Source organism: Heyndrickxia sp. FW510-T9 (assembly GCF_058781025.1).
Genome location: NZ_JBYSWK010000008.1, coordinates 41,166 through 66,228, shown reverse-complemented (window position 1 = coordinate 66,228; position 25,063 = coordinate 41,166). Strand labels below are relative to the sequence as shown.

Below are 25,063 nucleotides of genomic sequence, written 5' to 3'. Positions count from 1 at the left end.
TAAGAAAAGATGCTCGAAACTAAGTCTTCAATAGGATTTAAAACAGATTACAATAAGCAAAAATCTGTACATAAACACCCATTATAATAATAACGTTGAGAAACGAGTATAAATTACATCATAGATTCAGTTTCTAGAAAAGAGGAGAAGAGTATGAAACAGGATGAAAAAATGGGGATTATTTATGCGTCATTTTCCTATATTTTTTGGGGAGTACTACCGATATATTGGAAATGGCTGCATCATGTATCGGCAGATGAAATATTAGCAAACCGAATTTTCTGGTCATTTATTTTTATGGTTATTTTACTACTGGTGACAAAAAAGTGGAAAAAATTCGTAGAAACTTTAAAAAATATAAAGACTAATCGAAAAACAGTGCTATCTCTCATATTTGCTTCCATTATCATTACAATGAATTGGTTCATTTATATTTGGGCAGTAAATGCAGATCATATTGTAGAAGCAAGTCTTGGTTATTATATTAATCCATTAATTAGTATTTTATTAGGTGTATTTGTTTTAAAAGAAAGGCTTAATTTTGTGCAAATTATCTCCTTTCTTCTCGCAGCGATTGGGGTGATTATTCTCACATTGTCATTTGGTCAATTTCCTTGGATATCCTTTAGTTTAGCCTTGACCTTCGGGGTCTATGGGTTAGTAAAAAAGGTTATAAAAGTCGATTCTACTATTGGGTTAACATTAGAAACAATGACAATAACTCCTTTTGCTCTTATTTTTCTCATTTATCTTTCTTTAAAGGGAAACTTAGTGATGTTTTCGGGATCTTTAGGAACAGATCTATTATTAATGGGGGGAGGAATTGTAACTGCCACACCGCTCCTGTTTTTTGCTAAGGGTGTCCAAGCAATTCCAATGTATTTGTTAGGCTTTTTACAATATATTGCTCCAACAATCATGCTCATCCTAGGTGTATTTTTTTACAGTGAACATTTTACAAAAGCAAACATGTGGGCGTTTGTATGTATATGGGCAGCAATTATTATTTTATCAGCTTCAAATGTATATAAAAGCAGTAAATGGAAAAAAACGAATAGCCTTAGTGTATAATCATGACTAAATGATCGATGAGTAGCGGAAATTGGAAGGTACATATCAGCAACTATTTGGATTTTGTACGTGATCGTTGCCACTACTCCCAAAAAGCAAGAGTTACATGATATTTTTGCAGATACAACCGTAATCCATGAAAATATAAAAAAACAATTGCAGCCTGCTCTATAAAGAGCAGGTTTATTTTTGTGTTGTTTAGGAAACCATAAAATTTAGTCCTTTTTTATAAATTGTCTACGGCTAGCTACAGGTGAAATTTGTACTTCAATTTTAATAGCGCCTATCGGCAAGCGGATTTCTCCGTCCCCTCCCTACGATAAGTCAACATCAGGTGAGATTGGTAATACTAATTTCACTCGGTGAAATTTGAAGTACCAATTTCAATAGCTCTTGAACTACCTCACTGTGTTTCCTTTATCTCATTCGAAGACTACGAAATCCGTACGCCGATGGGCAAGGCGCTTCCGCATTTGTTCTAAGCTGAAAGGTTGTGTGCCATGATGATCGTAACCGCTATAATTCTTGGATTACTTATTCTATTATTTTTCATTATTTGGTTTACGACTGTCACCATCATACTGGATTTTTCTCATCAACAAGATGATGATCACTTTAAAATTAAATTAACAGTTTGGAAATTTTTGCGACATACGATTGAAGTACCCATGGTGAAAGTTGATAAGGATGAACCCAAACTTATTTATAAAATGAATAATGGGGAAGGACATGAAACGAATAATATTACTCCTCATGAAATAAGTGAACGAATTTCCGATTATAAAGAGCTTTTACAGCATGTTTTTGATTTAAGTATGGTGATTCGAAAATTTTTAAAAACAATAAGGATTAAACAATTCGAATGGTATTCTGTTATTGGAGTAAAGGATGCTGCCATAACAGGGATACTAACTGGTGTCGCTTGGTCTTTTAAGGGTGGAATTATCGGTTTGTTCAGTAAATACATGAAGCTAATGGTGCAACCGGAAATCTCAATCTATCCCTCCTTTCGAATCCCTATATCACAAACAAAGATAAAATGTATGTTTAAAATTCGAATCGGGAATGCTATTTTAGCAGGAATAAAAATATTGAAGTATTGGAGAGGCGGAAAGGGCTCATTCAAGACAAAGCCTTTAACCGCAATGTCAGAAGACGAAAATCATTCCATTTAATGAAAAGGAGGAGTCAAAATGAGTGACCATCCAATTGAAGGCTTAATGACAGCCGCGATGGAAAATTTAAAAGAAATGATAGATGTTAACACGATAATTGGTGACCCAGTTGAAACACCTGATGGAAGTGTCATCTTAACCGTTTCCAAAGTGGGATTTGGATTTGCGGCGGGTGGAAGTCAGTTTAATACAAATGGTAAATCATCTAATGACCAAAATCAGGGACAGAACAGTGGCGGATCAGGGCTACCGTTTGGTGGAGGAAGTGGTGGAGGTGTCTCCATTACACCGATCGCTTTCTTAATTGTAAATTCTTTAGGTGTTAAGATGCTTCATCTCGATGAGAGTACCCATCTCCTAGAAAAAATCTTAGATGTCGCACCTAGTGTAGTAGATAAAATTCAGTCGATGCTAAAGAAAAATGATCAAAATAACAAAAATTCAAATGGATGGAAGTCACACCAACCTACTCAACAAAAACAGGATTTTGATTTTTAATAAGGCTATTTTCTTTACTATGTTGCCTTAAGTAAGCGAAAAACCTTATAATCATCTATATTCAGGTCAAGAAGAAATAACCTTTTAAGAAAAGATGGCACGAGCTAATTTTACATTAGTATTTATAACAATTTACGAAATGAAAAAAATTATACGAAAACAGAATGTGAATCTCGCCTCTATGGCGAGGTTTTTAATTGGAAAAATACTTTTTTCTTCAGTATGATAGGAATATGATAATAAAATTTAACTTGTGGAGGAATGTAAAATGACTTCAGTAACATTTAAGGGAAATAATATGACTATACTCGGCAATGAAGTAAAAGAAGGGGATAAAGCACCGAATTTCACTGTTCTAGCAAATAATTTGTCAGAAGTAACACTAGACAATTCAAAAGGTTCGGTTCGCATAATAAGTGTTGTTCCTTCCATTGATACTGGTGTTTGTGATGCACAAACTCGACGCTTTAATGAAGAAGCAGCAAAATTAGAAAATGTAAAAGTTCTAACCATTTCGGCAGATTTGCCATTTGCACAAGCGCGCTGGTGTGCAGCGAGCGGACTTGATAATGTTATTACCCTTTCAGACCATCGTGATTTATCATTTGGGGAAGCCTATGGTGTTATAATGATGGAATTAAGACTATTAGCACGTGCCGTTTTCGTCATTGATAGCAATGATATGGTTACATATGTAGAATACGTAAGTGAGGGAACTAATCACCCAGATTACGAAAAAGCGATAGAAGCAGCAAAGCAAGCGAAATAAAACGAAATATGGAAGCTCCATGCTCATCGACGCACGGACTGGTGAAATTTGAAGTTTAATATTACCGAGTAAAATTTGAAGTTTAATTTTACCAAGTAAAAATAGCTCTTCCATTTTCACCTGTTGTTGACTTATCACAGGAAGTAGACCCAGAATTCCGCTAGTCGATAGGTGCATGAACTAGACAATTTTTAATCTTGTTTGTAACTTATTTGATAATAAAACATTTATATAATTGGATTTATTTAACCCCGATTTTCAATCGGGGTCAATTATTGTAGGAGGATTTTAATGAAGTTGGAAGGCGTAGAAACCATTTTTAATGTATTAAATGAAACAGCAGATATATTACAGGCAGAATTAGCCTGCACATATTTAGATGCTTTAGCTGAAACTGGTGAAAATATATTTCACGAAGATATATTGCAGAATGAACTTAGCGAAATTACGAAAAAAAGATTAGAGAAAATGTATAGCGATTTTCCAATAAATCATTATTCAAATGAACAGATTCGAAAAGCATTTCAATTGGCAATCTTAAAAGGAATGAAAGATAGTGTTCAGCCTAATCATCAGATGACACCTGATTCCATTGGATTATTTTTAGGATATTTAATTAAAAAATTCCATGAAAACATTTCTAGCTTTTCTCTCTTAGATCCAGCTGTAGGCACAGGTAATCTATTAACAACTATATTAAATCATTTGAGTCCAAAGGAAATAGATGCCTATGCGGCAGACGTAGATGATCTCTTACTTAAGCTTGCTTATATTGGAGCAAATTTACAAAGGCATCCTGTTCAATTTTTCCACCAAGATTCTTTACAATCCTTATTTGTGGACCCTGTTGATGCCGTTGTAAGTGATTTGCCTGTCGGATATTATCCGAATGATCTCGGAGCACAAAAATACCAATTAAAAGCAGAAGAAGGACACTCCTATGCTCATCATTTATTTATAGAACAAAGCATGAATCATATCAAACCTGGGGGATATTTATTCTTTCTTATCCCTAATGATTTATTTGAATCCAAGGAATCTCCTAAACTGCATGCTTTTTTACAAGAACAAGCACATATTCAAGGAGTTCTTCAGCTTCCATTATCTATGTTTAAAAATGAGAAGGCAGCAAAAAGTATTTTAATTTTACAAAAAAAGACAGAAGAGATTGCTGCACCAAAACAAATTCTATTTGCATCCTTACCGTCACTGTCCAATCAGCGAGCAATGGAGAGTATCCTTCAGAAAATCGAAAATTGGTTTGTTGAAAATAAGAAATAAAATGCCGGTTAACACCGGCGTAATTTTTGAAAAGCTTTGAATATATTTACTTCGTATTGGAACCGATTCCATTTACCGCATTAGCTTGATAAACACTTTTTTACATGTTTAAATGTATCGTATGGATAAATCATATGAAAAAAGGGACGGTATCAATGTCAAAAATAATTGCAATAAATGCCGGAAGTTCTTCCTTAAAGTTTCAATTATTTGAAATGCCCGAGGAAAAAGTAATCACAAAAGGACTTATTGAGCGAATCGGATTAACAGATTCGATTTTTAATATAACGGTTAACGGTGAAAAACAAACGGAAACTTTTGATATTCCAAATCACGAAGTAGCAGTAAAATTGCTTCTAGAGAAGCTGACATCGCTAGGGATTATTAAATCTCTAGCGGAAATTAATGGTGTCGGCCATCGAGTTGTTCATGGCGGAGAAGTATTTAATGACTCCATATTAATTAATGATGAAGTTATTCACCAAATAGAGGGTCTATCAGAATTAGCACCTCTTCATAATCCCGCAAATATCACTGGAATTAAAGCATTTAAAAATGTTCTACCTAATATTCCAGCGGTAGCGGTATTTGATACAGCATTTCATCAATCAATGCCGGAAAGTTCATTTTTATATAGCTTACCCTATGAATATTATAATAAATACGGAATTCGGAAATATGGATTTCATGGCACTTCGCATAAGTATGTATCGGAGCGTGCTGCAGAAATGCTTGGACGTCCGATTGAACAATTAAGATTAATTTCCTGTCATCTTGGAAATGGTGCTAGTATTGCGGCGATAGAAGGCGGGAGATCAATTGATACCTCGATGGGATTTACTCCATTAGCAGGCGTTGCGATGGGAACACGTTCCGGAAATCTGGACCCAGCACTTATTCCTTTTATAATGGAGAAAACAGGAAAAACGGTTGATGAGGTATTAGATGTCCTCAATAAGCAATCAGGAATACTAGGGGTGTCAGGTTTCTCAAGCGATCTTCGTGATATCGAATCACAAGCAGCAGAAGGGAATGAACGTGCTGATTTAGCCCTTGAAATTTTTGCTAACCGTATCCATAAATACATTGGGACTTATGCAGCGAAAATGTCTGGTGTCGATGCGATTATTTTCACAGCGGGTATTGGTGAAAATAGTGATGTCATCAGAGCAAAAGTGCTTCGTGGTCTTGAATTTATGGGAGTGTATTGGGACCCAGCGTTAAATAAAATTCGTGGAAAAGAAGCATTTATCAGTTATCCTCATTCACCTGTCAAAGTAATGGTCATTCCAACGAATGAAGAAGTGATGATTGCGAGAGATGTTATCCGAATTGCGTCAAATCAAGATTTATAAACATCTTATTGCAGTATCATTGTGATTATCAGACCAAAACCTAAAATAAAGCAACATTCCTTATGTAAGTAATGTTACATGAAGGAGGTTGCTTATTCTTCTGTCCACTAATCCAATTCATCATAAAACTAAACGTTATACTAAAGCGAAGAAAAAAGTAATCACAATCAAGTAGTGAGTTTAGGGCATTAAAGTGGAATATGTTTAATAATCACTATTTAATCAAAGTTGACCAAGAAATGCGAGTTAAGTAGTATATTTTGATTGTCAACTACACAAAATAACAATCCATCACGATCCACACTAATGGCCCTTCTCATTTGAGAGGGCCATTTTTTTAATTATTTCCTGTTATAGGTTGATCCAGAATGCTTTTATTAAAAGTATTGTTTATACTGATTGCAGAAAAGTTTATTACGACAACCCCATTAGCACCTCCGTTTGAACCAAATGTTTCTTTAGCAGCAGACTTTGGCGATATAAATCCTGTATCTCCAAAATTTACTGTTGCAGACCCGGCTACATTTAAAATTTGTATATTTCCTATTAAAGCTGGCAATTTTATCACATCCCGAAATACCAAATGTAAAAATTGATACAAACAGTTTATTCACTCTGTCCATTATGGAGTGGACTAGTATCTATGGTTAAAATAAAACAATAAAAGCCCTTCTCATTTGAGTAGGGCTAAGATAACCGATTGATGACAATTTTTTCAAAACGTTAATGAAATTTATTATTTCTCCTGGTTCAATTCCTTTATGTTCGAGTAATTACATGACTTTGTTCCATTTATTATTTTCACTGAAAAAGTAAGTAATAGTTAAACTATATATTTATAGCAAAATTATCACCTGAATATATATTCTATCTTAACCTGATTTATCCCTTTCACAATTTAATTTGTATTTAGATAAAAATGATTTTGAATGGGTGGGATAAAACAAGTTGATGTTCCAAACGACATTGAACGTTATCATAGACTTTTGGCACAATTACTTTATGAGCTGAAATTAATAAACAGAGAAAAAATGGATAATTATTCCTATATACATTGGCTCATGAAATAGTCTTTAAATAAGCCTATAATGAGTAACAAGAATAATTTTTATCCCCCTTAAAAATTCTGAACTTTCTACTTTACACTTTGTATCCAGTCTTTATGGCTGGATATTTTTTTATTTGAAAGCCAATGATATTATTTATCGGTGGTATTTTTGGTTTTTTTTTGAATTCTTAGATAATTTTATTATCTTATTGCTTCCTTCACGTTATATTAGAACGCACAAATTTACTGGAGGTTGTAATTTTGAAAGAACTGTTAATTTATTAACCTTAATAGTTTTACAGATTAGTATTAGCATTCCTTCATGTGCTGAAGTAATTAACAGATGTTTAGCTTATGACTTTGATGTAATTGACAATTTTGTACCAGACTCAAATGAAAATGTAATTTTCAAACCAAGTACCATGATTCATTTCTTTTTGTTATACTTCTTTTAATAGAAATATATTCCTCAGGATGAGGTGAGTTATTACATGACATGGACTAAAAGTGATCAAAAAGTGTGGGAAAATATTGATCAATGGATTAGATCCTTTGAATTATATGAAGAAAATGATTTGCAAAGTCTGTATGGAAAGTGGGTGGACAAGGCATTCTCTGCAATTCCAGAGAACTTATCAGAGCCTTTTTTTGAAAAAATAGACACATGGTTATTTCATCTTCATTCACTGCTACAAGGTTTGCAAATTCAAGAGGATGCGAAGGAGAGAATCCTAAAATCTGCAAGAGTTTTTGATGATTCCATCTATATGATTCAAGATATGCAAAAGCTTTCCGTTGATCAATTAGCATATATAACAGACCGACATATTTCCCTCCATAAGGTTTATTCCTTGTTTCAAGGTGGTATGACTGCAACTGGGCAGCCCCTAATCTTAAGCTCTGATTTCTTAGCGTTAATCTTAATAAACTTACGGTCTGTACAATTAACAGCTGTCTCTTACGGCTATGATGTTCAGCAGCCGTTTGAAATGATGACCTCTTTAAAAGTATTTCATGCAGCTTCGCTTCCAAGGCGATTAAGAGGAATGGGTTGGGACGATTTGTTAAGAGATTTAGAAGAGAAAAACACCTCGTATTTTTATGAAGGTATGGAAAAGATTATGGATTGTCGTTGGCTTGAGGAACCATTTAAACAACTAATGAAGGTATTTTTTATTTCTCTTTTTAATAAAAAAAATTCATCCAAATCTTCACTAATTTCGCTTGCAATTGGAGCTAGCAGTAACTATCAATTCTCTAGAAAAGTGAATCAATTTGCTGAAAAATATTATCAGTATCGATTTTTATTAGATAAGCAGAGGGACGAATAAAAAATGAGTGTGACGGAACACAAGCGACTAGCTCCAGTTCAAGTGTATTGTGCCATTATCACGGTAAGTGATACTAGGAATGTTGAAAATGATAAAAGCGGACGATTGATGAAAGAGATGCTGATGGAAAAAGGGCATGAAGTGGTGTTCTACCAGATTGTAAAGGATGAGCGGAATCAAATCATTCAAACCATTCATACTATATTGGAAGATAGCAAAATTAAAGCTATTCTTCTAAATGGTGGAACTGGTATTGCAAAACGGGATGTTACGATTGAAACGGTTTCGAGTTTATTTGAAAAAGAAATTGTCGGTTTCGGTGAATTATTTCGTTTTTTAAGCTATACAGAAGATATTGGACCAGCTGCGATGCTTTCCAGAGCTGCAGCGGGCACTTATCGTAATCGGGTGATTTTTTCAACACCAGGCTCATCTGGTGCAGTTAAATTAGCTTTGGAAAAACTTATACTCCCAGAATTAAATCATATTGTCCGGGAACTCGATAAAGATCTCTAGACTTCAATTTATTTCCTCTCCTTTTTTCGGATATTTTATGAAATTTATCGAAAAATAGAAGAGATTTAATATTGAAGGAGTGTTTGAATGAAAAAGCGAAATGAAAACGAAAACCTGTCCTATGATGATCAAGCAATTGAAGAAACGACAAATCAAATTATGGATGCTTATGCGAGCGGTGTAGTAGATCAGCCTGACGGACAATTTCATATCAATGATCAAAATGATGAAAGATAAGCATCAATTTTGCCGCCATTATGGCGGTTTTTCTATTAATTTTATGTTGAGAGAGAAATTAATAGGAAAATACGAGTATATTTGATAAAATGAAAGTGCTTTCTACAATTATTTTTTTAATATATTATTTAAACGAATGTAATAAAGGAGGTTTTTTCCTATGCGTATTGGTGTACCTAAGGAAATAAAAAATAATGAAAATCGTGTGGCTATGACTCCAGCTGGTGTTGTATCTTTAACGAAAGCTGGGCATGAAGTTTTTATCGAAACTAGTGCGGGATTAGGTTCCGGATTTATGGACGGGGATTATGCACAAGCAGGTGCTAAAATTGTTCAATCAGCTGAGGAAGCATGGTCCATGGAAATGGTCATGAAAGTAAAGGAACCATTACAAAGCGAATATAAATATTTTAGAGAAGGTCTCATTCTATTTACATATTTGCATTTAGCAGCAGAAGCTGAGTTAACAAAAGCATTACTAGAAAGCAAAGTGATCGGTATTGCATATGAAACTGTTCAACTTCCAAATCGTTCTTTACCATTATTAACGCCAATGAGTGAAGTAGCAGGTAGAATGGCTCCACAAATCGGCGCTCAATTCCTTGAGAAAAACCATGGTGGTAAAGGAATTCTTTTATCAGGTGTTCCTGGAGTGCAAAGAGGAAAAGTTACCATTATCGGCGGTGGTGTAGCTGGAACGAACGCAGCAAAAATGGCAGTAGGTTTAGGAGCAGAAGTTACTGTAATCGACTTGAGCCCTGACCGTCTTCGCCAGCTTGATGATATTTTTGGCAGCGATATTACAACTTTAATGTCCAATCCATTTAATATTGCTGAATCTGTAAAAGATGCCGATTTAGTAATCGGTGCAGTATTAATTCCAGGGGCTAAAGCTCCGAAATTAGTAACAGAGGAAATGATTTCAACGATGAAACCTGGTTCAGTTGTAGTGGATATTGCAATTGACCAAGGCGGTATCTTCGAAACAAGCGATCGTATTACAACGCATGATAATCCTACTTATGAAAAACACGGTGTTGTTCATTATGCAGTTGCGAATATGCCAGGTGCTGTTCCGCGTACTTCAACTATCGCGTTAACAAACGTTACAGTTCCTTATGCATTACAGATTGCGAACAAGGGCTACAAACAAGCATGCTTGGATAATGAACCATTATTCAAAGGTCTAAATACTTTAGATGGTAAATGTACTTATAAAGCAGTTGCTGACGATCTTCAGCTTGAATATGTTGATGCAAATTCATTAATTGGATAATTAAAAAAAGAATTCGTCCAATTGATAACTAAAGTACAATTAAATAAAGTAACAAAGTAAAGGAAGAGGTGTTTACCTCTTCTTTTTTTGGTGTTTATTTGCGTAATTAGAAAATTTTACAAAGCGGGAATAGTTTTTAAAGAAACAACTCATACTCACTAAATAGGAGGTTAATTAAATTGATAACTAAAATCCTTACTTGTTTCTTTTTATTAATGTTATTTATTCCGAATTGTTATACTCAAACAAGTGAAACTAAAGAAACCTTTTTGGAAGAAACCCTTATTTGGCACTATTCAACTTACTTTAGTGAACTATCTAATGGAAAGGCTTATTTTTGCTCAAAGATACGTAGTATAAATAGGATTAACAATAGCAGTAATCAACATGAAGTTGTAGCACAATTTGTTACTTTTGAGGGTGCTCATAATCCACCTTACGACTTATACATCGTAAAGTTTCATGAAACTCCAGCATACGTTCCTAAAGTTGCATATAAAATAAAAACTATATCTGTTGATTTAACTAAAAACGCTAGTGATTTCAAATGCAGATAAGATGCATTAGTATCTTTTGGTGTGATCAAAAGTAAATACAAATATTAAAAAACGAAGTAGAATATTTTCTACTTCGTTTACATGTTTTCATAGATAAAAGTCTTATGAACACTTTTAACTATAGATATCGTAAGAGTGGATTCTTTTTTTGAATCTAACTATTTAACAATTTGCAAGGATTTATCAAAGGATGTTAAGATGTCCACTCCATCCTTCGTAACAAAAACATCATCTTCAATACGAACTCCGGCTACACCTGGAACATAAATACCCGGTTCAATCGTAAAGACCATACCTTCTTTAATAACTAATTCATTCGTATTCGTTACAGAAGGGAACTCATGGACTCCAATTCCCAATCCATGTCCTAATCGGTGGGTAAAATATTCTCCGTATCCGGCCTCTGAAATAATATTGCGTGCAAGCTGATCGAGTTCTTTTGCTTTAACTCCAGGTTTAACAGCTTTTACAGCTTCTTCCTCTGCTTTTAGAACAGTATGGTAAATTTTATGCTGTTCGTCATTAATATGGTCGTAAGCAACAGTCCGAGTTATATCAGAGCAATAACCTTCATAAATGACACCTAAATCAAATAATACGAGATCACCTTTTTTAATTTTCGTTAATCCTGGATTACCGTGTGGTGAAGCAGCATTATTACCTGTTAACACCATTGTATCAAATGACATTTTGGAGATGCCTTTTTTCTTTAATTCATATTCAATAGCTGCAATGATATCAAGCTCTGTTTTGCCTTCAGCAATTTCATTAATACCGACCTGTACCGCAAAGTCCGCATATTCTGCGGCTATTTTTAAAATTCTTTTTTCGTTTTCATCTTTAACAAGGCGAAGTTCGCGAAGCTTTTCTTCTGCCGCTACAAAAGAAGTACCAGTGAATCTTTTCATTATTTCTTCATATCGTTCAATATTAATATGTTCCTTTTCAAGCGCTAATACTTGGATGTTTGGAACTCTATCCTTCATATTTTTCGAAAGAATATCCCATGCATTATCTGTATCGGAGCAGCCAATGACTTCATATTCCCAACCTGATTGCTGTGCATCATTAACATCCAAAGATGGGCATATTAAGAAAGGCTCTTTTTTTTGAAATACTGCTACACCAAGTAAACGTTCATGCGGATTACTATTAAAGCCGCTTAAGTAAAAAACATTCTCAGATGAAGTGATGAATGCTGCATCAATATTTTCTGTTTTTAACCATTCCACTAAACTATGTAATCGGTGGTTCACGGGTATTCATCTCCTTATGTTGTTTTCAAATAAATTGTAGCTTTTCGTAAATTGTTCTAAATCCTAATTTAGATTTAGTTTCAGGACATCTTTTCTTAAAAAGTAGATTTGTTCTTAAGAAGAACAAAAAGGTTCTTAAAACTTCTTTTGCAAAAGCAAAAAAGTTTAAGAAAAGAGCCTTCCCTTAATTAAGTTCACTAATAGAATATCAAATTTTAAAAACTATTTCTATAAATTAAAATTGTAGAAGGAAATACAAGGGTGGTTCAAGAAGTATGTAAAGAAAAATAAAAGAGGAGTGAAGAACTTGAAAGTATCTTATCACGGACATTCGGTTATTAAAGTTGAAACGAATGGGAAAACGATATTATTTGATCCATTTATAAATGGAAATTCTTTAACTGACTTAAAGGCTGAGAATGAAAATCCTGACGTGATAATATTAACACATGGACATAACGATCATGTCGGTGATACTGTTGAAATCGCCAAAAGAAGCGGTGCTCTTATTATAGCTAATGATGAAATAGCAACCTATATGGAATGGCAAGGATTAAAAACACATCCACTACATATTGGCGGTGCGTGCGAATTTGATTTCGGAAAAGTAAAACTTACACAAGCATTTCACGGTTCTTCTTATTATACAGACAATAAGGAAATCATTTATTTAGGTGAGCCTGCAGGTGTATTATTAATGGCTGAAGGAAAGACAATTTATCATGCGGGAGATACCGGATTATTTTCTGATATGAAGCTTATTGGGGAAAGACACCCTATTGATTTAGCTTTCTTGCCAATTGGGGATAATTTTACGATGGGGCCAGAAGATGCGGCCTATGCAGCACGCATTTTGAATGCAAAAATCGTTGTACCAATTCACTACAACACTTTCCCGCCAATAAAGCAAGACCCAGAACAATTTTTAGAAATGCTCGAACACAAAAATGGGAAGATAATGAATCCAGGTGATATGTTAGAATTATGATGTTCAAAAAGGAATATCGTCAGGGAAAATGAATTAACTTAACTAGTCATTATGGATGACTTTACAGTATTAAATGTAAAGTTATCCATTTTTTTGTTTCTTTAAAGACTATTTAGTCGAATTATTTTCCTTTGATAACTGTCTATTTGAGTAAATAAAGGAGCCTATCATCAATAGAATACCTAATATTATTAGGAGAACTGCAGGTATAATCGTTACTGATAATCCTTTTGCAAAATAGTATAGCTGTATACCTAGTAACAAGCTTATTAATCCATTAATAAAATACTTAAACATTGAAAAACTTCCTATCTGATATATATTTTTGAATAACATCGATTCCTCTCCATTTAATCTTACACATAAATAGCCCCTTTTTTGCAATTTGCATTTAGAATAATTCGAATTATCTTACAATAAATCATACACCATTCCTTAATAATGCGCATTAATTTTTCATCAAAAAAATGCTTATATTAGTTTTTTGTCACTTTTCAATATTTGACGCATAAAATAGAACAAGCTTTAAAAAATGGAGGTATTGTAATGAAAAAAAATAGATATGTATTATGTTTTTTACTTGCAGCAGCTCTCATTTATTATGCCATTCCACAGTTGCATTTCGCTGCCTCGGGAGCCGGTAGTTTATTTGCTTTTGTGTGGCTAGGTTTTGCTTTATTAGTGATCGCCGGAAACCTCTCAGCCCTTTTATATTCACAAAAGAAAAATCTATATAACAGGAGAGATATTCCAACTAGAAAACGAATTAGGTCTCACTAATAAGTTTAAAATCGTCACCTTAATAATTGAATAACCGAGCTTTTCACTTTATAATGAAGCATAAATAATGCCTCTTGCAAAAAAAGGGTGAAAAGCTTGGCAACGAAACATGAACAAATATTGGAATACATAGATACCTTGCCAGTCGGAGAGAAGATTTCGGTGAGGCAAATTGCAAAAGCTTTGAATGTAAGTGAAGGTACTGCATATAGGGCTATAAAAGATGCTGAAAATAAAGGGTATGTCAGTACCATTGAACGTGTTGGAACCATTCGAATTGAAAGAAAGAAAAAAGAAAATATTGAAAAGCTCACTTTTGCAGAAGTAGTTAATATCATCGATGGACAAGTTCTCGGAGGGAAAACAGGATTACATAAAACATTAAATAAATTTGTCATCGGGGCTATGAAATTAGAAGCGATGATGAAGTACACTGACAGAGGCAGTTTATTGATTGTTGGAAATCGGACAAATGCTCACGAACTTGCATTGCGTGCCGGTGCTGCTGTGCTCATTACAGGTGGTTTTGATGCGGAAGATCATGTGAAGAAGCTTGCTGATCAATTAGAATTACCAATCCTTTCTACTAGCTTCGATACGTTTACGGTTGCAACAATGATCAATCGTGCCATTTATGATCAGCTGATCAAAAAGGAAATTATTTTGGTGGAAGATATTTTAACACCATTAGCGGAAACGATTTATTTGAAAATGGATGAAAAGGTTGAAAATTGGTATGAAAAAGAGCGTTATACCACACATAGTCGTTTTCCTGTAGTCGATTCTCATATGAAGGTGCAGGGGATGGTCACAGCCAAGGACATCATTGAACAAGAAATTTCAGTGCCGATTGAAAAGGTAATGACGAAAAACCCGATTACAGTTAGTCAAAAAACGAGTCTTACCTCTGCAAGTCATATGATGATATGGGAAGGAATTGAAGTCATTCCTGTTGTGGATGATTATCAACGTCTACAAGGAATCATTAGCAGACAGGATATTTTAAAAGCCCTGCAAATGACACAACGCCAGCCTCAAGTTGGTGAGACGATTGATGATATTATTACAACTCGCCTTGATTCACCGGTTAAAAATCAAGATAGAGAAAGTTATTTTTTTGAGGTATCTCCGCAAATGACCAATCCACTTGGTACGATTTCTTATGGTGTTTTCACAACGCTTGTGTATGAAGCAGCTAATCGGAAATTACGTCAGCAAAAAAGAGAAGATATCATCATCGAAAACATGACTGTTTATTTTATCAAGCCTGTTCAAATTGAAAGTACAATCGAAATTATTCCAAAAGTAATGGAAGTTGGGCGGAAATTTGGAAAGGTCGATGTAGAGGTGTATCATGAAGGGATATTGGTCGGAAAAGCGCTTTTAACATGCCAGCTTATTGATCGGTAGAAAAGCTTCAGCACCTTGCTCATCCGCTAACCGCTGAAGCTAGACAGAATAATTGATCTTGTTATCTCTTAATTAAAATGCCGCTTCTTACAAGCGGCATATATTAACTAATTATTTAATTCTTCCATTTCTTTAATAGCAAATGGTTTATAATATTTTAATGCTTTAAATCCGAAATATGCACTAAGGAAACCGATGATAATAAAAATGGTCGCAACGATGTAAGTCGTTGTTGTATGATAGAGAAACAATTGATTGATTCCGAATAAGGCTACAAATAATCCAAGGGCAATACTGGATTTTCCTGATAAATATTTTCTTTCCATTTGCAGTTTGCTACGTACATATTTCATTTTATAATAAGCGTAAAAGGAAAGCGAAATAACAATTAGAAATACCAATAAAATCATGTTTAATCCTCCAAAAAACAATAATTAATCCATATTTTAAGGCTATATTCGCATTGATTGTTGTTATACGGATTAGTATGAATGTCCCGAACGTTACAAGGTTTACGAAAAGAGCCTTTAAAAGAATACAAACTATATTGTAACGATAATTGCCTAAAATATCTACTAAGTATCTTTGAAAACGAATGACAAATTAGCGAAGGGGAGAACAATGAAACAGGAAATACTAGAAACGATAAAACATTATGAAACCATCATCATACACCGTCATGTACGCCCTGATCCGGATGCATACGGATCCCAAGGTGGTTTGGCAGAAATTTTAAAGGCTTCGTATCCAGACAAAAATATTTATACAGTTGGTAAATCGGAACCGACATTAGAGTTTTTACGATCACTTGATGTAATTCCAGATGAAACTTACAAAGGTGCCTTAGTTATCGTCTGTGACACAGCAAACAAAGATAGGATTTGCGATGGCCGGTATACATTAGGAGATAAATTGATAAAAATCGATCATCACCCGAATGAAGATCCTTATGGAGATATTTTGTGGGTAGATACAAATGCCTCTTCCGTCAGTGAAATGATCTATGAATTTTATTTGTATGGTAAGGACAAAGGGTTAAAAATGACGGATGATGCTGCAAGACTAATATACGGTGGAATTGTTGGAGATACCGGACGTTTTCTATATCCAAGTACTACGCAAAAAACCTTTGATTTTGCAGGGGAGTTAATCCGTTATACATTTGACAGGAATGAACTTTACAACAAAATGTATGAATTAGATCCTAAAGTTGTTAAATTACAAGGATATGTCCTACAAAATTTTGAAGTTCTAGATAATGGTGCTGCAGTTGTGCTGTTGAAGAAAGAAATGCTCCGTGAATATAATGTTGTCCCAGCAGAAGCATCCCAGCTTGTAAGTCAGCTTGGGAATATAAAAGGTATAAAAGCATGGTGCTTTTTCATCGAAGAAGAGGATCAGATCAGGGTGAGACTTCGTTCGAAGGGGCCGATTATTAATCAGATTGCCCGTAGGTATAATGGAGGCGGCCACCCATTAGCAGCAGGAGCATCGATCTATTCATGGGAAGATGCAAAGAATGTAATGAAGGATTTAGTAGAAGTATGTAAAGATAGTAAAGCCTCTATTTGAGGCTTTACTAATCCGCTAACTTTAACTCCAAACTAATATTAATGGTTGAATAGAATAATATGTCCTTTATTACTAGATTATAACGGCGATTATTAATTCTTAACGTCTTATTTTCAATTGTTTTATAAATTAATTCCTTATTTTGATATACTGCATTAATATCCTTTACAAGTAAAGACCGAAGATCTTCTTTAATCTCTTCTTCCTTTTCAAAAATGCTGTGAGAATCCTTTATTCCGTATTTCTCATAACCTTTAATTTTTACATTTACATTTTGGATAATTAACATTTCTGTATTTTTCTTCGTAAGTTTATTCCATTCATCCTGCCAGATTTTTTTTTCATCAATAAGGTCTTTAATGGTGGAGTTCTGTGTTTTAATTTTTATTGATTGTTTTTCCTGTAAGGCGCCATACATGAATAGAAAGATCATCCAGCTAATACAACCGCCGATAACGATCCCTGCAAAAAATCTCTGCCAAACCGGTTTTCGATGTATGGTTGGGACTCTCATTGGACATGCTCCTGTGTTAGCCAAGAGATGATGATAGAGGCGGTATTGGCTCCTCCCATAGCAGATAAAATAAGTAAAAGTTGCTTTACAATATCCCTTGTCCCACCATCTAAAAATCCCTTTTCAAAACTGTATACTGTGTCAAATGTGCCACCAATTGCAGCGATAATAGCCCAAATTCGCAAATTGCTGGAAATTCTCGTAATTTCCGTAAGAAGAGGTTGTCCAGTAATGAAGGAGGCAAGACCTCCGATTAATGTACCTCCAATCATGACGCCAAAACCGATAAAAAAGCTATTAAAAAAGGCTGGAAAGAATGCTTCGTTCACTAGAACCATCTCCTAAAATCTAAATTCCCTTAATATACTATATGGGACAAAATGGACGTATATGAAATAAAAAAAATGAAAGATAAAAATGAGAACATATTTTCTTTTTTGGTATTGTAGATTTATAATAAAAAAAAGAAATATAAGGGTGGGAGAAAAGATTGTCATTTATTCACCTTCAAATATCAACGGCATACAGTTTATTATCTAGTACCGTTTCAATTAAAAAGTTAATAGAGCGGGCGCTCGAATTAAATTATCAAACACTTGCAATCACAGACCGGAATGTCTTATATGGTGCTATTCCTTTTTATAAAGAATGTATGAAGCATGGGATTAAACCGATTATTGGAATGACAGCAGATGTTTTAAGTATTACAGAGGAAAATAAATCATATCCACTTGTTTTATTAGCTAAAAATGATAAAGGATATGAAAACTTAATAAAAATATCCAGTACTATTCAAACAGTCTCACCTTCTGGAATCCCAACAAAATGGTTAAAAGGGTATAAGGAAGGCTTATTTGCATTTTCACCTGGAATGGAAGGTGAAATAGAGGAGCTTTTATTGCGAAATGAACCTGAAAAAGCTATGGAAGCAGCCAAGATTTATCACCAATTATTTGAGAAGGACTCCTTTTTTCTGTCATTGCAAAATCACCAGCTTCCCGATGACGATAAGATGAATCAAAAATTAAAAGAATTAGGTCAAAGCATCGGATTGAAATCAATCGTTACAAATGACGTGAAATATATTGAAAAAGACGAAGCTTTTAGTCATGAATGTTTGTTGGCTATTGGTGAAGGATTAAAATTAAGTGATGAATCACGGACTACTCTAAAGTCGAGAGAGTATTATTTCAAGTCAAAGGCAGAAATGATTCAGATTTTCGCTGCGGAGGTAGATGCCCTGGAAAATACGATTTCGGTCGCAAAATCCTGCAATATAAAAATAAGCATGGGGCAGAGGTTATTGCCGAAATTCCCGGTAGAGGGAAACAAATCTACAAATGAACTGCTGCGTGAACTGTGTTTACAAGGATTGAGTGAGCGAATCGACCATGTAAACACTAATTATAAACAAAGATTAGAATACGAGTTAAAAGTCATAAATGAGATGAGGTTCAATGATTATTTTTTAATAGTATGGGATTTTATGAGGTTTTCTCGTAAGAATGGCATCTTAACTGGGCCAGGACGTGGATCTGCAGCAGGTTCTCTCGTTGCATATACATTAAATATTACAGATGTAGATCCCCTTGAGCATGAGTTATTATTTGAGCGCTTTTTAAACCCGGAAAGAATTACGATGCCAGATATTGATATTGATTTTCCAGACCACCGCCGTGATGAAGTGATTCGTTATGTTGCAGAAAAATATGGAAAGCTTCATGTTGCCCAAATTCTTACTTTCGGAACTTTTGCAGCGAAAGCCGCCATTAGAGATGTTGCGCGTGCTTTTGGTTTTAATACTAAAGAATTGGAGCAACTTTCAAGACTAATTCCATCTCGACCTGGTACAACATTAACAGAGGCTTATCAAGATTCGGATAAGCTTAGAGGCTTTGTAAAGGAATCAGATTTGCATAATAAGCTTTTTGCAACAGCTTTAAAGCTAGAGGGCTTGCCAAGACATACCTCTACCCATGCAGCGGGAGTAGTTATAAGTGACAAACCTTTAAGTCATCTTATTCCTATTCAGGAAGGACATGATGGTGTTTATTTGACACAATATCCTATGGACATACTGGAGGAAATCGGACTCTTAAAAATGGACTTTTTAGGACTCCGGAATTTATCTCTTATAGAAAGAATTGTTACAAGTATTCAAAAAGGGATCGGCAAAAAAATAGACATAAAAAAATTACCTCTAACTGATAAAGCAACATTTGCATTACTTAGTAAAGGTAATACAACTGGTATCTTTCAGCTGGAATCGGATGGTATGAGAAATGTCCTGAAAAAGCTAAAACCATCTGAATTTGAAGATATTGTTGCTGTTAATGCCTTATATAGGCCAGGTCCTATGGAAAACATCCCAACTTATATAGAGCGAAAACATGGGCAAGGATCTATAGAATATTCTCATCCTGATCTAGCATCTATCTTGAAAAAAACGTATGGGGTAATAGTATATCAGGAACAGATTATTCAAATTGCTTCCAAAATGGCTGGATTTTCATTAGGAGAGGCAGATCTATTAAGAAGAGCGGTTTCCAAAAAGAAAAAGGAAGTATTGGATAAAGAACGAGTTCATTTTGTACAAGGTGCGAAAGAAAAAGGCTATGACCCTCAAACGGCAAATGATATTTACGATTTAATTGTCCGATTTGCGAATTATGGCTTTAATCGAAGTCACGCTGTTGCATACAGCTATATAGCCTACCAGCTTGCTTATCTGAAAGCACATTATCCACTTTATTTTATGTCTGCGCTCTTAACATCTGCGATTGGCAATGAGGATAAAATATCACAGTATGTTAGAGAAGTGAAGCAAATGGGGATACAAGTACAAAAGCCTTCCATCAATCAAAGCTTCTACCCATTCATTGTAGAAAAAGGTTCGATACGTTATAGCCTAGCAGCGATTAAAGGAGTTGGCTTAGCAACATTAAAGGAAATAATAGATGCAAGGCAAGCAAAGCCGTTTGCCGATTTATTTGATCTATGTATAAGGGTTTCAACAAAGGCATTAAATCGAAAAGTGTTAGAGTCACTTGTTTATTCGGGGGCACTGGATGATTTTAACCAAGAACGCGCAACATTACTTGCCAGTTTAGATATTGCTATTGATCATGCTGCATTAGTAAAGCCTGATGAACAAGGATATGATTTGTTTTCGGAAGAGGATGTTTTTCAACTGAAACCAAAATATATGGAAGTGGAAAAAATGAAGAGTATGGACAAACTTTTACTCGAAAAACAAGTTTTAGGATTGTATTTATCTGATCACCCAGTTAGTCCATATAGTGAAATGCTCGGGGACCTTTCCATTACATTGCTATTGGATATAAAAAAGGGACAAAGGCATTGTAAGGTTGGTATTTATATCAATGATTTTAAAACTATTCGTACTAAAAAAGGGGAAGTAATGGGCTTTTTGAAAATTAGTGACGCTACGGAAGAAGTTGATGCCGTTATTTTTCCGAATATATACCGACAATTTAGCAGCATTTGTAAACAAGGAGAAATTGTGGTTATGGAAGGAGACGTGGAAGAGCGAAATGAAAAGCTCCAGTTTGTTATCCAAAAAATAACCAGTATTGATGAAGTAGCGGAAAAATATAAAAAGGAAAATGAAAAACTGTTTATTAGAATTTCAAAACATATAGATTCACCATTAATCTTGGAGAAAATGAAAAAAACAATAAGTGAATTTCAAGGTGAAATCCCTGTAATTTTATATTATGAAAACAAAAGTCGTACTTTGCAGCTTCCAAGAAAAGATTGGGTGGATGGTTCGGAAGCGTGCTTAATGATGTTAAAAGACTTGTTGGGGCAAGAAAACGTAGTTTTACAATAAAATTTTTCATGTGTAAAATAAATATGTTATATTATTTAATAGACATGTGTGGTCTGACCAATGTTTTTTTAGGATACGAAGGAGTGGAAATCATGTCTTTACGAGAAGAAGCATTACATATGCACCGCATAAACAAAGGAAAACTAGAGACTACTTCTAAAGTAGTTGTGAGAAATGCCAAGGATTTAAGTCTTGCTTACTCACCAGGTGTGGCTGAACCATGTAAAATGATCTATGATAAACCAGAAACGGTATATGAATATACTATGAAGGGAAATATGGTTGCAGTAGTTACAGATGGAACAGCTGTATTAGGCTTAGGCAATATTGGACCTGAAGCTGCACTTCCAGTAATGGAAGGAAAGGCGGTATTATTTAAGAGTTTTGCTGGTGTTGATGCTTTTCCTATATGTTTAAATTCAACGGAAGTAGATAAAATCGTTGAAACAGTGAAATTATTGGAACCAACGTTTGGTGGTGTAAATTTAGAAGACATTTCTGCACCTCATTGCTTTGAAGTAGAAGAAAGATTGAAGAAAGAAGTCAATATTCCTGTTTTTCATGATGACCAACATGGAACGGCTATTGTTACAGTGGCAGGATTGGTGAATGCTCTTAAAATTGTCGGCAAGAAATTATCAGAAGTAAAAGTTGTGGCTAGTGGCGCAGGTGCTGCTGGAATTGCTATTATAAAATTACTTTATCATTATGGTGTTCGAGATATCGTTATGTGCGATTCAAAAGGTGCTATCTTTGATGGTCGTGCATTTGGAATGAATAAAATTAAATCAGAGGTTGCTAAATATACAAATCGAAATAAAGAAGAAGGTACACTTGCTGACGTTATTAAAGGTGCTGATGTATTTATTGGTGTTTCTGTCGCAGGTGCATTGTCAAAAGAAATGGTAGAATCGATGAATCCAGATTCCATTATCTTTGCAATGGCAAATCCTGATCCGGAAATTATGCCTGAAGATGCAAAAGCAGCAGGTGCAGCTGTTATTGGAACTGGGCGTTCTGATTTTCCAAATCAAGTCAACAATGTATTGGCTTTCCCAGGGATATTCCGTGGTGCATTAGATGTTCGTGCTACCCATATTAATGAAGAAATGAAGCAAGCAGCAGTAGAAGCGATAGCAAACTTAATTGCGGCTGAGGAGCTTCACGCTGACTATGTTATTCCAAGACCATTTGATCCTAGAGTGGCTCCAGCAGTAGCATCCGCTGTAGCTAGGGCTGCAATGGAAACGGGAGTAGCACGATTGAAGGTCGATCCTGAAGAGGTTAGATCAAGAACTATGAAACTTTCTGAAATTGGAAAAAGTAAGTGATTAAATTACTGCTTCCTTAGTTTTGTTTAGGCTGTTTTCGTTTAAATTGTTGCTTTTCGTAATTTGATAATACTTTTCATAAGGTTTCTGGGCATATTTTCTAATAAGGAGTACCCATTCAAATAAGGAATGAAAAAATTTATGAGATTAGCGATATAAAAACAACAAATTTTAAGAAAAGAGCCTTTGTTTAAAAGGAGGAAAAATATTTTGTTGAAAGATTTTTTTTCAAAACCTAAAAAGAAAAAGTATGCAACCATTCCGTCAGAAGCTGCAAAGCATGATGTTCCTGAAGGAATAATGTCAAAATGTCCAAACTGTCGTAAAATCTTATATACCAAGGATCTAGAAAAAAACTTAAAAGTTTGTTTCCATTGTGGATATCATCTCAAAATGAACGCATTCGAACGTGTGGAAAGCTTTGTTGATGAGGGAACATTTCAAGAAATGGACGGGCAGCTAATTTCTGAAAACCCGCTTGGATTCCCTGGTTATTTAGAGAAACTGGAACAAATACGTCAGAAAACAAAGATGAATGAGGCAGTATTAACTGGAATTGGGAAGGTTAACGAGCATGAAATTGTAATAGCAATTATGGATTCAACTTTTATTATGGGAAGTATGGGATCTGTAGTTGGTGAAAAAATTACACGCGCTATTGAAGAAGCGGATAAACGAAATCTTCCTTTTATTATTTTTACAGCTTCCGGTGGAGCTAGGATGCAAGAAGGTGTCTTATCCTTAATGCAAATGGCCAAAACAAGTTCGGCGTTGAAAAAGTTTAGTGATAATGGTGGATTGTTTATTACGATTATGACACATCCAACTACCGGGGGAGTTACCGCAAGTTTTGCTTCATTAGGGGACTATAATTTTTCAGAACCTGGCGCTCTTATTGGTTTTGCCGGTAGAAGAATTATTGAACAGACGATACGTGAAGAATTACCAGAAGAATTTCAAACAGCGGAGTTTTTAGTAAAGCATGGTCAGCTTGATGCAGTTATATCAAGATTAGAATTAAAAGAAAAAATTACGACTGTACTTGAAATTCATGGTCAAGTAGGTGAATTGCAATGGTGAATGAACTGGAGTTTGAGAAGCCGTTAATAGAATTGCGCAAAAAAATAAAAGAGCTAAAAGAGTTTACGGAAAGCTCTGATGTTGATTTATCATCTGAAATCGAAAAATTAGAGTTACGTTTAAGTAAACTTGAAACAGATATTTATGAAAATATGAAGCCGTGGGATCGTGTTCAAGTGGCACGTCATCCAAACAGGCCAACAACATTAGACTATATTCCGCATTTGTTCACTGACTTTATCGAAATACATGGCGACCGTCTTTTTGGAGATGATGAAGCTATTGTTGGTGGAATTGCTAAATATAAAGGTCTTCCCGTTACGATTATTGGGCAACAACGTGGGAAAGATACGAAGGAAAATATCCGACGTAACTTTGGTATGCCGCATCCCGAAGGATATCGCAAAGCCTTAAGGTTGATGAAGCAGGCAGACAAGTTTAATCGCCCTATTATAACGTTTATTGATACAAAAGGGGCATTTCCTGGTAAGTCAGCAGAGGAACGTGGCATTGCGGAATCCATTGCCAAAAACTTGTTTGAGATGGCTGGTTTTCGCGTTCCAATTATATGTATTGTAATTGGTGAAGGAGCTAGTGGTGGTGCATTAGGAATTGGTGTTGGGAATCATATTCATATATTAGAAAACTCCTGGTTCTCCGTTATTGCGCCAGAAAGCGCAGCAGCCCTGTTGTGGAAGGACGCTAGCCAAGGCCAAAAGGCTGCAAATATCATGAAGATAACTGCACCGGATTTAAAAGAGCTTGGCATTATTGATGAGCTAATACCTGAGGTTAAAGGTGGGGCACATAAGGATATTCATTCCCAAGCAGAAGCAATCGATAAAGTATTACAAAATTCATTGAAACAACTGCTTGCTTTAAGTTCAGATGAGCTTATCCAAGATCGATTTGATAAGTTTAGAAAAATGGGAGAATATACTGAATTGAAAGAATATGTAAATTCTAAATAAAATGGTCTTCTCCTGCCTTTAATTTGTGAAGCAATCGGTACTTTTCCCGATTGCTTCTTTTCATTAAAACGCTTACAATTATGATTTTATTTTGCATTATAGCTTTCCAGCACTAAATCAATTGTGAAGATGAGTGATTAGTGGTATTTTAATAATATTCAATGATTGAACATTTGGATGTTTGGATAGAAAGT

General features: G+C 34.8%; 25 protein-coding genes and 1 pseudogene. 20 read left to right on the top strand and 6 right to left on the bottom strand.

Annotation, left to right across the window (positions count from 1 at the left end):
* Positions 1–153: 153 nt before the first annotated feature.
* The 7 genes and pseudogenes from rarD (at position 154) to AC3WJF_RS06355 (ending at position 6,149) form a co-directional block, all read left to right on the top strand.
* Positions 154–1,071: an EamA family transporter RarD gene (gene rarD, locus AC3WJF_RS06385; protein WP_492450431.1), complete on the top strand. Its 918-nt coding sequence runs from the start codon at positions 154–156 to the stop codon at positions 1,069–1,071.
* Between the two features lie 30 nt (positions 1,072–1,101).
* A pseudogene (locus AC3WJF_RS06380) lies at positions 1,102–1,245 on the top strand (RDD family protein); the annotation flags it as partial.
* 326 nt (positions 1,246–1,571) lie between these two features.
* Positions 1,572–2,246 (top strand): DUF2953 domain-containing protein, encoded by a 675-nt coding sequence (locus tag AC3WJF_RS06375; RefSeq protein WP_492450430.1) that lies wholly within the window; start codon positions 1,572–1,574, stop codon positions 2,244–2,246.
* An 18-nt stretch (positions 2,247–2,264) separates the two neighbouring features.
* On the top strand, positions 2,265–2,744 hold the full coding sequence (ytfJ, locus tag AC3WJF_RS06370) for a GerW family sporulation protein (RefSeq protein WP_492450428.1): 480 nt from the start codon (positions 2,265–2,267) through the stop codon (positions 2,742–2,744).
* Between the two features lie 268 nt (positions 2,745–3,012).
* Positions 3,013–3,513: a thiol peroxidase gene (gene tpx, locus AC3WJF_RS06365; protein WP_492450426.1), complete on the top strand. Its 501-nt coding sequence runs from the start codon at positions 3,013–3,015 to the stop codon at positions 3,511–3,513.
* Positions 3,514–3,804: 291 nt separating this feature from the next.
* Positions 3,805–4,794, top strand: coding sequence for a class I SAM-dependent methyltransferase (locus AC3WJF_RS06360; RefSeq protein WP_492450425.1), 990 nt, complete (start codon positions 3,805–3,807; stop codon positions 4,792–4,794).
* A gap of 155 nt (positions 4,795–4,949) precedes the next feature.
* The gene (locus tag AC3WJF_RS06355) at positions 4,950–6,149 is read left to right on the top strand and encodes an acetate kinase (RefSeq protein WP_492450423.1); all 1,200 of its coding nucleotides are present in this window, start codon (positions 4,950–4,952) and stop codon (positions 6,147–6,149) included.
* Between the two features lie 337 nt (positions 6,150–6,486).
* Here the strand turns inward: AC3WJF_RS06355 and AC3WJF_RS06350 are convergent, their stop codons facing one another.
* Positions 6,487–6,708: a spore germination protein gene (locus AC3WJF_RS06350; protein WP_492450421.1), complete on the bottom strand. Its 222-nt coding sequence runs from the start codon at positions 6,706–6,708 to the stop codon at positions 6,487–6,489.
* Between the two features lie 980 nt (positions 6,709–7,688).
* On the opposite strand from AC3WJF_RS06350, the gene AC3WJF_RS06345 reads away from it, so the two are divergent.
* The 5 genes from AC3WJF_RS06345 (at position 7,689) to AC3WJF_RS06325 (ending at position 11,114) form a co-directional block, all read left to right on the top strand.
* A complete protein-coding gene (locus AC3WJF_RS06345; protein WP_492450419.1) occupies positions 7,689–8,528 on the top strand; it encodes an EcsC family protein in 840 nt (279 codons plus the stop codon).
* A gap of 3 nt (positions 8,529–8,531) precedes the next feature.
* Positions 8,532–9,044, top strand: a complete 513-nt coding sequence (locus AC3WJF_RS06340; RefSeq protein ID WP_492450417.1) for a MogA/MoaB family molybdenum cofactor biosynthesis protein — start codon at positions 8,532–8,534, stop codon at positions 9,042–9,044.
* A gap of 87 nt (positions 9,045–9,131) precedes the next feature.
* A complete protein-coding gene (locus AC3WJF_RS06335) occupies positions 9,132–9,281 on the top strand; it encodes a hypothetical protein (RefSeq protein ID WP_492450415.1) in 150 nt (49 codons plus the stop codon).
* A gap of 160 nt (positions 9,282–9,441) precedes the next feature.
* Complete coding sequence (gene ald / locus AC3WJF_RS06330) at positions 9,442–10,557, top strand: alanine dehydrogenase (protein WP_492450413.1); 1,116 nt, start codon at positions 9,442–9,444, stop codon at positions 10,555–10,557.
* Between the two features lie 179 nt (positions 10,558–10,736).
* Positions 10,737–11,114, top strand: a complete 378-nt coding sequence (locus tag AC3WJF_RS06325) for a hypothetical protein (protein ID WP_492450411.1) — start codon at positions 10,737–10,739, stop codon at positions 11,112–11,114.
* A gap of 158 nt (positions 11,115–11,272) precedes the next feature.
* On the opposite strand, the gene AC3WJF_RS06320 is transcribed toward AC3WJF_RS06325, so the two are convergent.
* Positions 11,273–12,370, bottom strand: a complete 1,098-nt coding sequence (locus tag AC3WJF_RS06320; protein WP_492450409.1) for a M24 family metallopeptidase — start codon at positions 12,368–12,370, stop codon at positions 11,273–11,275.
* Positions 12,371–12,677: 307 nt separating this feature from the next.
* Between AC3WJF_RS06320 and AC3WJF_RS06315 the strand changes: the two genes are divergently transcribed.
* On the top strand, positions 12,678–13,358 hold the full coding sequence (locus tag AC3WJF_RS06315) for a metal-dependent hydrolase (protein ID WP_492450407.1): 681 nt from the start codon (positions 12,678–12,680) through the stop codon (positions 13,356–13,358).
* Between the two features lie 108 nt (positions 13,359–13,466).
* Here the strand turns inward: AC3WJF_RS06315 and AC3WJF_RS06310 are convergent, their stop codons facing one another.
* A complete protein-coding gene (locus tag AC3WJF_RS06310; RefSeq protein ID WP_492450406.1) occupies positions 13,467–13,655 on the bottom strand; it encodes a hypothetical protein in 189 nt (62 codons plus the stop codon).
* A 249-nt stretch (positions 13,656–13,904) separates the two neighbouring features.
* Between AC3WJF_RS06310 and AC3WJF_RS06305 the strand changes: the two genes are divergently transcribed.
* Both AC3WJF_RS06305 and AC3WJF_RS06300 read left to right on the top strand, forming a co-directional pair.
* Positions 13,905–14,138, top strand: coding sequence for a hypothetical protein (locus AC3WJF_RS06305; RefSeq protein ID WP_492450404.1), 234 nt, complete (start codon positions 13,905–13,907; stop codon positions 14,136–14,138).
* Positions 14,139–14,234: 96 nt separating this feature from the next.
* Positions 14,235–15,548, top strand: a complete 1,314-nt coding sequence (locus AC3WJF_RS06300) for a DRTGG domain-containing protein (protein ID WP_492450402.1) — start codon at positions 14,235–14,237, stop codon at positions 15,546–15,548.
* Between the two features lie 107 nt (positions 15,549–15,655).
* Here the strand turns inward: AC3WJF_RS06300 and AC3WJF_RS06295 are convergent, their stop codons facing one another.
* Positions 15,656–15,958 (bottom strand): YtpI family protein, encoded by a 303-nt coding sequence (locus tag AC3WJF_RS06295; protein ID WP_492450400.1) that lies wholly within the window; start codon positions 15,956–15,958, stop codon positions 15,656–15,658.
* A gap of 211 nt (positions 15,959–16,169) precedes the next feature.
* On the opposite strand from AC3WJF_RS06295, the gene AC3WJF_RS06290 reads away from it, so the two are divergent.
* Positions 16,170–17,120: a DHH family phosphoesterase gene (locus AC3WJF_RS06290; protein WP_492450398.1), complete on the top strand. Its 951-nt coding sequence runs from the start codon at positions 16,170–16,172 to the stop codon at positions 17,118–17,120.
* A gap of 7 nt (positions 17,121–17,127) precedes the next feature.
* Here AC3WJF_RS06290 and ytrI read toward each other — a convergent pair whose 3' ends face one another.
* A complete protein-coding gene (ytrI, locus tag AC3WJF_RS06285; RefSeq protein WP_492450396.1) occupies positions 17,128–17,634 on the bottom strand; it encodes a sporulation membrane protein YtrI in 507 nt (168 codons plus the stop codon).
* Entirely contained in the window at positions 17,631–17,963 is a 333-nt protein-coding gene (gene ytrH, locus AC3WJF_RS06280) for a sporulation membrane protein YtrH (RefSeq protein ID WP_492450394.1), read from the bottom strand. The genes ytrI and ytrH overlap by 4 nt, the downstream gene beginning before the upstream one ends.
* Positions 17,964–18,124: 161 nt before the next feature.
* Between ytrH and dnaE the strand changes: the two genes are divergently transcribed.
* From dnaE to accA, 4 genes are all read left to right on the top strand, one after another.
* Positions 18,125–21,487, top strand: a complete 3,363-nt coding sequence (gene dnaE, locus AC3WJF_RS06275; RefSeq protein ID WP_492450392.1) for a DNA polymerase III subunit alpha — start codon at positions 18,125–18,127, stop codon at positions 21,485–21,487.
* 92 nt (positions 21,488–21,579) lie between these two features.
* Complete coding sequence (ystJ, locus tag AC3WJF_RS06270; protein ID WP_492450390.1) at positions 21,580–22,818, top strand: NADP-dependent malic enzyme; 1,239 nt, start codon at positions 21,580–21,582, stop codon at positions 22,816–22,818.
* Between the two features lie 210 nt (positions 22,819–23,028).
* The gene (gene accD / locus AC3WJF_RS06265) at positions 23,029–23,898 is read left to right on the top strand and encodes an acetyl-CoA carboxylase, carboxyltransferase subunit beta (RefSeq protein ID WP_492450388.1); all 870 of its coding nucleotides are present in this window, start codon (positions 23,029–23,031) and stop codon (positions 23,896–23,898) included.
* Positions 23,892–24,869 carry an acetyl-CoA carboxylase carboxyl transferase subunit alpha gene (gene accA / locus AC3WJF_RS06260; protein ID WP_492450386.1) on the top strand — a complete coding sequence of 326 codons (978 nt, stop codon included), beginning with the start codon at positions 23,892–23,894 and terminating at the stop codon, positions 24,867–24,869. Before accD ends, accA begins: the two co-directional genes overlap by 7 nt.
* Positions 24,870–25,063 lie beyond the last annotated feature (194 nt).

What these genes read in the sequence shown, in the direction of transcription:
- ald (WP_492450413.1), top strand. Translation starts at nt 9,442, where the DNA reads ATGCGTATTGGTGTACCTAAGGAAATAAAAAATAATGAAAATCGTGTG.
- ystJ (WP_492450390.1), top strand. Translation starts at nt 21,580, where the DNA reads ATGTCTTTACGAGAAGAAGCATTACATATGCACCGCATAAACAAAGGA.
- tpx (WP_492450426.1), top strand. Translation starts at nt 3,013, where the DNA reads ATGACTTCAGTAACATTTAAGGGAAATAATATGACTATACTCGGCAAT.
- rarD (WP_492450431.1), top strand. Translation starts at nt 154, where the DNA reads ATGAAACAGGATGAAAAAATGGGGATTATTTATGCGTCATTTTCCTAT.
- AC3WJF_RS06335 (WP_492450415.1), top strand. Translation starts at nt 9,132, where the DNA reads ATGAAAAAGCGAAATGAAAACGAAAACCTGTCCTATGATGATCAAGCA.
- AC3WJF_RS06375 (WP_492450430.1), top strand. Translation starts at nt 1,572, where the DNA reads ATGATGATCGTAACCGCTATAATTCTTGGATTACTTATTCTATTATTT.
- accA (WP_492450386.1), top strand. Translation starts at nt 23,892, where the DNA reads ATGGTGAATGAACTGGAGTTTGAGAAGCCGTTAATAGAATTGCGCAAA.
- AC3WJF_RS06310 (WP_492450406.1), bottom strand. Translation starts at nt 13,655, where the DNA reads ATGTTTAAGTATTTTATTAATGGATTAATAAGCTTGTTACTAGGTATA.
- AC3WJF_RS06360 (WP_492450425.1), top strand. Translation starts at nt 3,805, where the DNA reads ATGAAGTTGGAAGGCGTAGAAACCATTTTTAATGTATTAAATGAAACA.
- AC3WJF_RS06305 (WP_492450404.1), top strand. Translation starts at nt 13,905, where the DNA reads ATGAAAAAAAATAGATATGTATTATGTTTTTTACTTGCAGCAGCTCTC.
- ytrI (WP_492450396.1), bottom strand. Translation starts at nt 17,634, where the DNA reads ATGAGAGTCCCAACCATACATCGAAAACCGGTTTGGCAGAGATTTTTT.
- AC3WJF_RS06295 (WP_492450400.1), bottom strand. Translation starts at nt 15,958, where the DNA reads ATGATTTTATTGGTATTTCTAATTGTTATTTCGCTTTCCTTTTACGCT.
- ytfJ (WP_492450428.1), top strand. Translation starts at nt 2,265, where the DNA reads ATGAGTGACCATCCAATTGAAGGCTTAATGACAGCCGCGATGGAAAAT.
- AC3WJF_RS06340 (WP_492450417.1), top strand. Translation starts at nt 8,532, where the DNA reads ATGAGTGTGACGGAACACAAGCGACTAGCTCCAGTTCAAGTGTATTGT.
- AC3WJF_RS06345 (WP_492450419.1), top strand. Translation starts at nt 7,689, where the DNA reads ATGACATGGACTAAAAGTGATCAAAAAGTGTGGGAAAATATTGATCAA.
- AC3WJF_RS06290 (WP_492450398.1), top strand. Translation starts at nt 16,170, where the DNA reads ATGAAACAGGAAATACTAGAAACGATAAAACATTATGAAACCATCATC.
- AC3WJF_RS06355 (WP_492450423.1), top strand. Translation starts at nt 4,950, where the DNA reads ATGTCAAAAATAATTGCAATAAATGCCGGAAGTTCTTCCTTAAAGTTT.